General features: G+C 71.6%; 12 protein-coding genes. 9 read left to right on the forward strand and 3 right to left on the reverse strand.

Annotated elements, in window-relative coordinates:
* Positions 1-83 precede the first annotated feature (83 nt).
* A complete protein-coding gene (locus KBX39_RS12435; RefSeq protein ID WP_030500756.1) occupies positions 84-935 on the forward strand; it encodes a menaquinone biosynthetic enzyme MqnA/MqnD family protein in 852 nt (283 codons plus the stop codon).
* 44 nt (positions 936-979) lie between these two features.
* Here the strand turns inward: KBX39_RS12435 and KBX39_RS12440 are convergent, their stop codons facing one another.
* Together KBX39_RS12440 and KBX39_RS12445 are read right to left on the reverse strand one after the other, a co-directional pair.
* Entirely contained in the window at positions 980-1,915 is a 936-nt protein-coding gene (locus tag KBX39_RS12440; protein ID WP_210870559.1) for a hypothetical protein, read from the reverse strand.
* Positions 1,915-2,895: a hypothetical protein gene (locus KBX39_RS12445; RefSeq protein ID WP_210870561.1), complete on the reverse strand. Its 981-nt coding sequence runs from the start codon at positions 2,893-2,895 to the stop codon at positions 1,915-1,917. The genes KBX39_RS12440 and KBX39_RS12445 overlap by 1 nt, the downstream gene beginning before the upstream one ends.
* Before the next feature lie 366 nt (positions 2,896-3,261).
* Here KBX39_RS12445 and paaA point away from each other — a divergent pair, with 366 nt between their 5' ends.
* From paaA to paaE, 5 genes are all read left to right on the forward strand, one after another.
* Positions 3,262-4,329, forward strand: coding sequence for a 1,2-phenylacetyl-CoA epoxidase subunit PaaA (gene paaA / locus KBX39_RS12450; protein ID WP_064448425.1), 1,068 nt, complete (start codon positions 3,262-3,264; stop codon positions 4,327-4,329).
* Between the two features lie 110 nt (positions 4,330-4,439).
* Complete coding sequence (gene paaB / locus KBX39_RS12460; protein ID WP_247660125.1) at positions 4,440-4,727, forward strand: 1,2-phenylacetyl-CoA epoxidase subunit PaaB; 288 nt, start codon at positions 4,440-4,442, stop codon at positions 4,725-4,727.
* Positions 4,724-5,446: a 1,2-phenylacetyl-CoA epoxidase subunit PaaC gene (paaC, locus tag KBX39_RS12465; RefSeq protein WP_064448427.1), complete on the forward strand. Its 723-nt coding sequence runs from the start codon at positions 4,724-4,726 to the stop codon at positions 5,444-5,446. The genes paaB and paaC overlap by 4 nt, the downstream gene beginning before the upstream one ends.
* The gene (paaD, locus tag KBX39_RS12470) at positions 5,443-5,919 is read left to right on the forward strand and encodes a 1,2-phenylacetyl-CoA epoxidase subunit PaaD (RefSeq protein ID WP_064448428.1); all 477 of its coding nucleotides are present in this window, start codon (positions 5,443-5,445) and stop codon (positions 5,917-5,919) included. Before paaC ends, paaD begins: the two co-directional genes overlap by 4 nt.
* Positions 5,916-7,028 (forward strand): 1,2-phenylacetyl-CoA epoxidase subunit PaaE, encoded by a 1,113-nt coding sequence (gene paaE / locus KBX39_RS12475; RefSeq protein WP_210870564.1) that lies wholly within the window; start codon positions 5,916-5,918, stop codon positions 7,026-7,028. The genes paaD and paaE overlap by 4 nt, the downstream gene beginning before the upstream one ends.
* Positions 7,029-7,040: 12 nt before the next feature.
* Here paaE and KBX39_RS12480 read toward each other — a convergent pair whose 3' ends face one another.
* On the reverse strand, positions 7,041-7,691 hold the full coding sequence (locus tag KBX39_RS12480; RefSeq protein WP_231915638.1) for a hypothetical protein: 651 nt from the start codon (positions 7,689-7,691) through the stop codon (positions 7,041-7,043).
* 104 nt (positions 7,692-7,795) lie between these two features.
* Here KBX39_RS12480 and KBX39_RS12485 point away from each other — a divergent pair, with 104 nt between their 5' ends.
* The 3 genes from KBX39_RS12485 (at position 7,796) to mqnC (ending at position 9,745) form a co-directional block, all read left to right on the forward strand.
* Entirely contained in the window at positions 7,796-8,074 is a 279-nt protein-coding gene (locus tag KBX39_RS12485) for a type II toxin-antitoxin system Phd/YefM family antitoxin (protein WP_013283593.1), read from the forward strand.
* On the forward strand, positions 8,071-8,481 hold the full coding sequence (locus KBX39_RS12490; protein WP_043327321.1) for a type II toxin-antitoxin system VapC family toxin: 411 nt from the start codon (positions 8,071-8,073) through the stop codon (positions 8,479-8,481). The genes KBX39_RS12485 and KBX39_RS12490 overlap by 4 nt, the downstream gene beginning before the upstream one ends.
* Positions 8,482-8,554: 73 nt before the next feature.
* Positions 8,555-9,745, forward strand: a complete 1,191-nt coding sequence (mqnC, locus tag KBX39_RS12495; protein WP_030500766.1) for a cyclic dehypoxanthinyl futalosine synthase — start codon at positions 8,555-8,557, stop codon at positions 9,743-9,745.
* Positions 9,746-10,172: the final 427 nt, after the last annotated feature.

Genomic DNA, 10,172 nt, shown 5'->3' on the forward strand with positions numbered 1-10,172 from the left:
CTTCCTTACCGCCGGGTGCGGGGTTCACCACTCCATCGGATCCCCCGGCGGCGGGGGAGAGGCCGCGGCGATACGGTCGGGTCATGGCCGATCGCATCGCCCGCCCCCGGGTGGGGCACATCCAGTTCCTCAACTGCCTGCCCATCTACTGGGGGCTGATGCGGTCCGGCGCGCTCATCGACGTCGACCTGCACAAGGACTCGCCGGACCGGCTGAGCGCCGACCTGGTCGCCGGTGACCTCGACATCGGCCCGATCACGCTCGTGGAGTTCCTCAAGCACGCCGACGACCTGCTGCTCCTGCCCGACCTGGCGGTCGGCAGCGACGGGCCGGTGCTCTCGGTGAACATGGTGTCCACCCGCCCGCTGGGTGAGCTGGACGGCGCCCGGGTCGCGCTCGGCTCCACCTCGCGTACCGGGGTGCTGCTGGCCCAGCTGCTGCTCGCCGAGCGGCACGGGGTGCGGCCGGAGTACTTCCGCTGCCCGCCGGACCTGACCCAGATGCTGCTGGAGGCCGACGCCGGGGTGCTGATCGGCGACGTGGCGCTGCGCGCGCTGTACGAGGCGCCCGCCAAGGGCCTCGAGGTGACCGACCTGGGTCAGGCGTGGCACGACTGGACCGGGCTGCCGATGGTCTTCGCCGTCTGGGCGGTACGCCGTGACTTCGCCGCCGCCCACCCCGGCCTGGTCAAGGAGGTGCACGAGGCGTTCCTGCGCTCGCGTGACCTGTGCCTGGCCGAGCTGGACCAGGTGGCGGAGGCGGCGGCCCGCTGGGAGACGTTCGACGCGGACACGCTCGCCACGTACTTCCGGGCGCTGGACTTCTCGCTCGGTGAGCGGCAGGTGGCCGGGCTGCGCGAGTTCGCCCGCCGGGCGGCCGCGTACGGGGAGGTGCCGGCGCTGCCGGCCGACGGTCCGGAGTTCTTCCAGGGCTGAGCGTGCGGCCGGGCTGCCGACCCCGCGGTAGGCGGCCGGGCGGGTCAGGTCGCCGGGCGCAGCAGCGCCTTGGTGATCCGTTCGCAGGCGTCCATGCCGTACTCCCAGCCGCCCTCGACACCGAACGGGCTGCGGACCATCACGCCCATCGTCCACGTGTCGCCGATGGCGAGGCAGTTGACGTGGTACTCCTTTTCCTTGTCCCGGTCGATCCACCCGTTCTTGATGGCGATCTTCTTCTGCTGGGCGGCCGGGAACGCCTTGCGGATGCCGAAGTCACCGGGGGCGCGTACCTGGCGCATCTCGTTGAGCAGCCACTTGGTCCACTTCGGCCCCGCCGCGCGGCCGTCGTCGATGCAGAGCCCGAGCCGGGCGGTGTCCCGGGGGGACAGCTCGGTGCGGCTCCAGCCGCCGTCGTCGGCGACCTCGGTGTCGGTGAGCTTGCAGATCGAGATGAGCCGCTCGATCGAGTCGGAACCGCCCACGCTCTCGTAGAACTCCTGGGCGCGGGTGTTGTCGCTGTCGCGAATGATCTTCGTGGCGTCGGCCAGCTTCGCCTCGCTCGGCGTCCTGCCGTCCTCGGCGCGCAGGCGCAGGTAGTCGGCCACCACCCAGGACTTGATCAGCGAAGCGGTAGTGCTGGTCTCGTCCATGTTCGCCGAGCCGATGATCTTTCCGGTGCGCTTGTCCAGCACGGACCAGGCGTACCAGCCCTTGATCTTCAGGCTGTCCAGGTTCTTCTCCTGGAACGGCAGCGGGGTGAGCGCCGGTGAGGGGGCGACGCGCGGCGCGTTGCGGTCGACCGGTTGCCGGGCGGACCGCTCGTTGGTCGGCTCGGGGTGCGAGCTTGCGGTGGCCTCCAGCGGCGAGCCGGGGATCACCCGCAGGGAGAGGCCGAGCAGTCCGAGGAGAACCACTGCCAGGGCGCTGAACGCCAGCGGGCGGCGATGGCTGCCGGGTCGACGCCGGGCGCCGGCCATCAGAGCTTCCCGGCCGGCTGTTGCGGCACCTTGAGCGCGGCGCCGGGCTGCGGCGTCACGAGCTGGGTGGCGACGCTGGCGCACATCTTCGCGCCGTACGACAGGCCGGCCCTGGCCGGGTAGCGCATCATGACCGAGAGACTCCACTTGTCGGTGAACGCCAAGCAGCTGACGTGCCAGTTGCCGTCGTAGGCGAGCCGCGTCCAGCCGTTCTTCATGTGCACCGGGCCCTGCGCCTTGATCGTCGCGGGCAGGCCGTCGATGATGCCCCACCGGCCGCCGCCGGAGCGCTCCTCCTGCTGCTTGACGCTGCCGGCCACCTTGGTCATTTCGCTGAGCAGCCACTCCGTCCACTTGGGCCCGGCGGCGCGGCCGTCGGCGATGCAGTCGCCGAGGCGAACGGCGTCCCGGGGGGACATCTCGGTGAAGCTCCACCAGCCCTCGTAGTCGGGCACGTCGCCGGGCCTGGTGTCGGTCAGGCCGCAGATCCGGATCGCGCGCGCGATGACCGGGTCCGGCTTGCCGCCCGGCTGCGGCTTGTAGGAGCCGCCGGCCGCCCGGTAGACCCGGTTGGCGCCGTCGTCGTCGCTGTCCCGGATCGCCAGGATCGCCGCCTTCTTCAGGTCGTCGCTCGGCTCCTTCTCGCCGAGCTGGCGCAGGTAGTCCGCGACGATCCAGGCCTTGAGCATCGACTCGGTGGAGCTGGTCTGGTTCATGTTCTTCGCGCCGGTGACGGTGCCCGTCTCGCGGTCCATCAGTGCCCAGGAGAAGAACTCGCCCTCGAACTTCACCGAGACCGGCGCGTCGGCGAGCGTCGGCGGTGCGGGGGCGGTCGGGCTCGGCGCCGGGACCTGTCCACCGCCGCCGATGCCGCCCTCGCCGCTGCCGCCGGCGAACTTGGCGTACGCGGCGGGCACCAGCATGACGCCACCGACGAGGACCGCCACGATGGCGAGCACCATGGTCACGCGAGGTCGCATGAGTGGTGAACTCCAGATGTATGGCCGGGGGGACCGGCGCTTCCGCAGGTTTCGCTCCGGTCGCCACAAGGCCGGGGGAAGTTGGCCTGAACGGTGACGATCTTGGAGCCGAACGGCTTGCCGGGGGAAGTCTACTTCCGGACTGTCGATATGCCAGGGCTCGACACCCGCCGACTTGGTGGGAAGGGCGGGTTATTGACGTGCTTTGCCAGCCTTGGGGGGTTTCACCTTCATTGAGTGATCGACATCACAGTCACTCTCCGATTGCTGGCGATGACGGCAGGCGCTTGTCCGGTCGTGGAAGGCGGCTCGCGAATGCTGTTACACCCTCTGGTGTCAATCGTGCCGAGCTGTAACACTAGCTACATGTATGGCAATGACTTCGCTCCGCCGGAGGACGCTCCGGGCGGCGGCCTGCTCGGCGAAGTGGAGGCCGCGGAGGCGGCGCTGCGTGAAGCGGCGGCGCGTGCGCGGCGCGGCGGTCCGGCGCCGGACGAGGACGTCGAGGCGTACTTCGCCGACGTCATCGACGCGGACCAGAAGATCGAGCCCCGCGACTGGATGCCCGAGGCGTACCGCAGGACGCTGATCCGGCAGATCGCGCAGCACGCGCACTCCGAGATCATCGGCATGCAGCCGGAGGGCAACTGGATCAGCCGGGCGCCGTCGCTCAAGCGCAAGGCGATCCTGCTGGCGAAGGTGCAGGACGAGGCCGGCCACGGCCTCTACCTCTACGCGGCGGCCGAGACGCTCGGCATCAGCCGCGACGAGCTGGTGGACCTGCTGCTCGACGGGCGGCAGAAGTACAGCTCGATCTTCAACTACCCGACGCTGACCTGGGCCGACGTCGGCGCGATCGGCTGGCTCGTGGACGGCGCGGCGATCGTCAACCAGGTGCCGCTGTGCCGCTGCTCCTACGGCCCGTACGCCCGGGCGATGATCCGGGTCTGCAAGGAGGAGTCGTTCCACCAGCGGCAGGGCTACGAGATCCTGCACACGCTGGCGCACGGCACCGAAGCGCAGAAGGCGATGGCTCAGGACGCGGTGGACCGCTGGTGGTACCCGTCACTTGCCATGTTCGGCCCGCCGGACGGTGACTCGACGCACAGCGCCCAGTCGATGGCCTGGAAGATCAAGCGCTTCTCCAACGACGAGCTGCGCCAGCGCTTCGTCGACATGTGCGTCGGCCAGGCGGAGGTGCTCGGCCTCACCCTGCCCGACCCGGACCTGCGCTGGAACGACGAGCGGCAGGCGTACGACTACACCCAGCCCGACTACGACGAGCTGATGCGGGTGATCAAGGGCAACGGGCCGTGCAACAGGGAGCGCATGGCGCACCGGCGCAAGGCACACGCCGACGGCGCGTGGGTACGGGAGGCCGCCGCGGCGTACGCCGCGAAGCGGTCAGATCGAAAGGAGCCGGTGGCGGCATGAGCGAACGCACCGAGCGCAGCGAGGGCCGTGAGGGCATGCCCGGTCAGTCCAGCATGAGCGAACGCACCGAGCGCAGCGAGGGCCGTGAGGGCATGCCCGGCGGGCACGGCATGAGCGGCTCGTCCTCTCCCCTCTGGGAGGTCTTCGTGCGGGCGCGCCGTGGCCTGTCGCACACCCACGTCGGCAGCCTGCACGCCCCCGACGCCGAGCTGGCCCTGCGCAACGCCCGGGACCTCTACACCCGCCGCCAGGAGGGCGTATCCATCTGGGTGGTGCCGGCGAGCGCGATCACCGCGTCCAGCCCGGACGAGAAGGACTCGTTCTTCGACCCGGCCGCCGACAAGGTCTACCGGCACCCCACCTTCTACGAGGTCCCCGAAGGGGCGGCGCACCTATGAGCCGGTTCGACTTCACGCTCGCCATCGGCGACGACGCGCTCATCGCGGCGCAGCGCCTCGGCGAGTGGACCTCCCGCGCGCCGGAGATGGAAGAGGACATCGCGCTCGCGAACATCGCCCTCGACCAGCTCGGCGCGGCGCGGCTGCTGCTCACGTACGCGGGCGAGCTGGAGGGCGCCGGCCGCGACGAGGACGACCTGGCCTACCTGCGCGACGACCGCGAGTTCCGCAACTGCCTGCTGGTCGAGCTGCCCAACGGCGACTTCGGCGTGACCATGGCGAAGCTGTTCTTCCTGGCCGCGTACCAGGTGCCGCTCTACACGGCGCTGGCCGGCTGCGCGGACGAACGGCTCGCGGCGGTCGGCGCGAAGGCGCGCAAGGAGTCGGCGTACCACCTGGACCACGCGGCGCTGTGGGTGAAGCGGCTCGGCGACGGCACGGAGGAGTCGCACCGACGCATGCAGGACGCGGTCGACGAGGTGTGGCCGTACGTCCACGAGCTGTTCAACCCGGATCCGGCGGCGCCGGTCGACCCGTCCACCCTTCGGGCCGACTTCGACGCCACCGTGTCCGCCGTGCTGGACGAGGCGACGCTCACCCGCCCGGAGACGGGCTGGACGCCCGGTGGTGGCCGGGACGGCCTGCACACCGAGCACCTCTCGTACCTGCTCGCCGAGATGCAGGTGCTGCACCGCGCCCACCCCGGAGCGAGCTGGTGACAAGCGCGAGGAACGCCGCGGCGGCGGTGGTGGACCCGGAGATCCGGGTCATCACCATCGACGAGCTGGGCATCCTGCGCGCCGTCGACGAGGAGCCCGGCACCGGCCGGGTCGTCGTCACCATCACCCCCACCTACACCGGCTGCCCGGCCATGGACGTGATCCGGGCGGACATCCGCCGGGCGCTGGCCGCCGCCGGGCATCCGGACGCCGAGGTCCGCACTGTCTACCACCCGGCGTGGAGCACCGACTGGATCTCCGACGCCGGCCGGGCCAAGCTCGCCGCCGCCGGCATCGCCCCGCCCGCGCCGCGCGGCGACGACACGGTGGTGCCGCTGACGCTGGCCGTACGCTGCCCGCGCTGCGGGTCGCCGGAGACCACCCAGATCAGCCGTTTCGGCTCGACCGCGTGCAAGGCGCTGTGGCGCTGCCGCTCCTGTTCCGAACCCTTCGACCACCTGAAGGCGCTGTGACTGTCACCATCACGCGGCCGGTTCGCCGCCGGCCGGTCTTCCACCCGCTGCCCGTGGCCGCCGTGGACCGGCTCACCGACGACTCGGTGTCGATCACGTTCGCGGTGCCGGAGGAGCTGCGCGAGACGTTCGCGTTCTCCGCCGGGCAGCACCTCACCGTCCGCCGCCCGGCCGACGCCGACGGCGGGGAGGTGCGGCGGTCGTACTCGATCTGCTCTACCCCCGACGAGCTGGCCCGGCACGGCCGGTTGCGGGTCGGGGTGCGTGAGGTGCCGGGCGGGGCGTTCTCCGCGTACGCCTGCGGCGCGCTGCGTGGCGGCGACACCGTCGAGGTGCTGCCGCCGCTGGGCCACTTCACCTCCGCGTTCACCCCGGACCGGGCCCGCCGGTACGGCGCGGTGGTCGCCGGTTCCGGCATCACCCCGGTCCTCGGCCTGGCCGCGACCGCGCTGGCGACCGAGCCGCGCAGCACGTTCACGCTGGTGTACGGCAACCGCACGGCGAACTCGGTGATGTTCGCCGAGGAGCTGGCGGACCTGAAGGACCGCTATCCGACCCGGCTGCACCTGGTGCACGTGCTGTCCCGGGAGATGGGCGAGTCGGCGCTGCTGTCGGGGCGGATCGACGCCGAGCGGCTGACCCGGCTGCTCGACACCGTCGTACCGGGGGACGAGATCGAGGAGTGGTTCCTCTGCGGCCCGTACGGGATGGTGGTGGACGCCAAGGCGGTGCTGGCCGGCCGCGGCGTGCCGGACGCGGCGGTGCACACCGAGCTGTTCCACGTCGACGCCCCGCCGGAGCCGGTCCGGCGTGAGGTCGAGCGGCCCGGCGCGGGCACCGACGTGACGATCGTGCTGGACGGGCGCTCGTCCAGTTTCACGATGGGCCGGGACGAGCGGGTGCTGGACGCGGCGCTGCGGGTGCGCGGCGAGCTGCCGTACGCCTGCAAGGGCGGGGTGTGCTCGACCTGCCGGGCCAAGGTGACGTCCGGCGAGGTGACGATGGCGCGCAACTACGCGCTGGAGCCCGACGAGGTGGCCGCCGGTTACGTACTGACCTGTCAGTCGAGCCCGGTCACCGACGAGCTGACCGTCGACTACGACGCCTAGCGGCGCCGCCGCTCAGATCACCACGGGCGGTGCCGTGGCGGCGCGGCCACGGGCCCGGCTGACGTGGCCGCGCCACCCGCCGACGAGCGCGAACAGGGTCCATCCCGCCGCGCCGAACACGAGCATGCCCCGCTTTCCGTCCGGGTCCACGTCCCGCGCGTCGGTCAGTTCCACCTCACCACGCGGGTCGACGAGCACAGTCAGCCGCTGGCCCACCCGGTAGCCGGGGGAACTGCCCCGGTAGACCAGCGGCTCGTCCAGCCGGCCGGCGTCGCCCTGGAGGGTGAACTCGTGCCGCTTGCCGGCCGTCTGCACGTCGGTGATGGTCACCTGCTGGGCGACGCCGCGCTCCCGGAGCACCGACTCGGGGGCGAGCTGGACGGCGCCCACCAGCACGAACAGGGCCGGCAGCACCGACAGGAGGGTCAGCCACCAGCCCCGGTGCAGCAGGCGCAGGCCGACCGCGAAGGCGAGGCAGCCGACCAGGCCGACGGAGATCGGCACCGCGATCGGGAGTCCCACGGTGAGGTGGCCGACCGCCGCGGTCACGACGATCACGGCGAGGCCGAAGCCGACGAGCACGGCGGTCATCGTGAGGGACCAGAGGGCGGAGCGGGCGCCGGCCACGCGTACGGGGGTGGGCGGGGGCGATACGACTGACACGCCGAGAGCGTAGACGGGCGACGCCAGCGCTCCGCTTCCCGCGGTGGCGCTTCGGGTCGACCACCATCCGTGACGGGTAGAACGTTACGTTCTACACTTGCCTGATGGAGCAGATCGCCGTCCGGGAGCTGAACCAGCACACCAGCCGGGTGCTGGCGCGGGTGCGCGCCGGTGAGACGGTCGAGGTGACCGATCGGGGTGAGCCGATCGCCCGCCTGGTCCCGGTGCTGGCCGGCGACGCGCTTCTCGGCCGGTTGGTGGCCGAGGGCCGGGCCACGGCCCCGACCACGACCGGCCCGGTCCCGATGCCGCCGGTGCTCGGGGATCCCACGGTGGACGCCGCGGCCGCGCTGGTCGAGGCACGCGACGAGGAGCGTTGGTGATCTACCTCGACTCGGCGGCGGTCATCAAGATGCTGCGGCGGGAGGCGGAGACGCCGGATCTGCTCGGCTGGCTGAACGAGCGCGCCGGCACCGCGCTGGTGTCGTCGGCTCTCGTCGAGGTGGAGGTGCCGCGGGCGTTGCGTCGTGCCGCTCCACAGGCGCTGGTGGGTGTCCCCTCGGTGCTGGGACGTCTCTACCGGGTCGAGATCGACGCCACGGTCCGTGCGACGGCGGGCGCGTATCCGGAGCCGATGCTGCGCAGCCTGGACGCCGTCCACCTCGCCACCGCCGAGGTCCTGGCCCGGCAGGCGGCGGCCGAGTTCGTCGCGTTCGTCACGTACGACAAGCGGCTGCTGGAGGCGGCCAGGGCGATCGGGCTGCCGGTGGCCAGTCCGGGGATGCCCTGACCGGGTGGGTCTCTCGTCACCGGGTGAGGAGTGGCGTTTCCCGCCGTCGGGCCCGCGACGTACGCTCGGGAGTGTGACGGCGAACCGGGAGATCGACGACATCCTGCAACGCGGCGCGGACGGCGGGCGCATCACGCCCGAGGAGGCGCTGCTGCTCTACACCGACGCGCCCTTCCACGCGCTGGGCGAGGCGGCCGACGCGGTACGGCGGCGCCGCTACCCGGACAACATCGTCACGTACCTGATCGACCGCAACATCAACTACACGAACGTCTGCGTGACGGCGTGCAAGTTCTGCGCGTTCTACCGGGCCCCCAAGCACAAGGAGGGCTGGACCCACCCGACCGAGGAGATCCTGCGCCGCTGCGGCGAGGCGGTCGAGTTGGGCGCCACCCAGGTCATGCTCCAGGGCGGCCACCACCCGGACTACGGCGTGGAGTACTACGAGGAGCTGTTCTCCTCGGTCAAGAAGGCGTACCCGCAGCTCGCGATCCACTCGATCGGCCCGAGCGAGATCCTGCACATGGCGAAGGTCTCCGGCGTGAGCCTGGACGAGGCCATCGCCCGGATCAAGGCCGCCGGCCTGGACTCGATCGCCGGCGCCGGCGCCGAGATGCTGCCGGACCGGCCGCGCAAGGCGATCGCGCCGCTGAAGGAGTCCGGCGCCCGCTGGCTGGAGGTCATGGAGCTGGCCCACCGGCAGGGCCTGGAGTCGACCGCCACCATGATGATGGGCACCGGCGAGACCAACGCCGAGCGCATCGAGCACCTGCGGATGATCCGCGACGTGCAGGACCGCACCGGCGGCTTCCGGGCCTTCATCCCGTGGACGTACCAGCCGGAGAACAACCACCTGAAGGGCCGCACCCAGGCGACCACGCTGGAATACCTGCGGCTGGTCGCGGTGGCCCGGCTGTTCTTCGAGACGGTGCCGCACCTGCAGGCGTCCTGGCTGACCACCGGTAAGGACGTCGGGCAGCTCGCGCTGCACATGGGCGTGGACGACCTCGGCTCGATCATGTTGGAGGAGAACGTCATCTCCTCCGCCGGGGCCCGGCACCGCTCCAACCTGCACGAGCTGATCGGCATGATCCGGTCGGCCGACCGGATCCCCGCCCAGCGGGACACGCTCTACAACCGGCTCGCGGTGCACCACACGCCCGCCGACGACCCGAGCGACGACCGCGTGGTCTCGCACTTCTCGTCAATCGCTCTGCCCGGCGGCGGGGCCGGGAAGTCGCTGCCGCTGGTCGAGGTCAACTGACCTCGTTCCCCCGTTCGGCCGGTCGGCTCCCGTCGTGCGGCCGGAGCTCCGCCCGTTTCCGGTGAAGCTTCCGCCAGGGGTCTTCACCTGCGTGATCACCGGCGGCTAGCCTGCCCGCGCGACACCACCGATCCGGGCCGCGAGCAGGCAGGTAACAGGTCGGCGGCGACCCGGGTGAGCACCGCCCGGCAAGCCGGCGACGCCATTACGCTGGCGGCGTCCGTCGGGGACCGTCGTCCTCCATCGGCCCATGAGGGCCGTTCACATAACGCACCGCGGCAGGGGCGGGATGGGTGACCATCCCGCCCCTGCCGTCTGTCGAATCGATGGGAATTCCCACCGTACGACGCTGGCGCGGCGATGCGTCGCTCCGGTACCGTCCCTTCGTTCCGTGCGTTGATCGGCACGTCCCTACCCCCGGGGGAAC

Source organism: Micromonospora sp. D75 (assembly GCF_018070405.1).
Lineage (GTDB): Bacteria > Actinomycetota > Actinomycetes > Mycobacteriales > Micromonosporaceae > Micromonospora > Micromonospora chalcea.

What these genes read in the sequence shown, in the direction of transcription:
- KBX39_RS12435 (WP_030500756.1), top strand. Translation starts at nt 84, where the DNA reads ATGGCCGATCGCATCGCCCGCCCCCGGGTGGGGCACATCCAGTTCCTC.
- KBX39_RS12440 (WP_210870559.1), bottom strand. Translation starts at nt 1,915, where the DNA reads ATGGCCGGCGCCCGGCGTCGACCCGGCAGCCATCGCCGCCCGCTGGCG.
- KBX39_RS12445 (WP_210870561.1), bottom strand. Translation starts at nt 2,895, where the DNA reads ATGCGACCTCGCGTGACCATGGTGCTCGCCATCGTGGCGGTCCTCGTC.
- paaA (WP_064448425.1), top strand. Translation starts at nt 3,262, where the DNA reads ATGTATGGCAATGACTTCGCTCCGCCGGAGGACGCTCCGGGCGGCGGC.
- paaB (WP_247660125.1), top strand. Translation starts at nt 4,440, where the DNA reads ATGAGCGGCTCGTCCTCTCCCCTCTGGGAGGTCTTCGTGCGGGCGCGC.
- paaC (WP_064448427.1), top strand. Translation starts at nt 4,724, where the DNA reads ATGAGCCGGTTCGACTTCACGCTCGCCATCGGCGACGACGCGCTCATC.
- KBX39_RS12485 (WP_013283593.1), top strand. Translation starts at nt 7,796, where the DNA reads ATGGAGCAGATCGCCGTCCGGGAGCTGAACCAGCACACCAGCCGGGTG.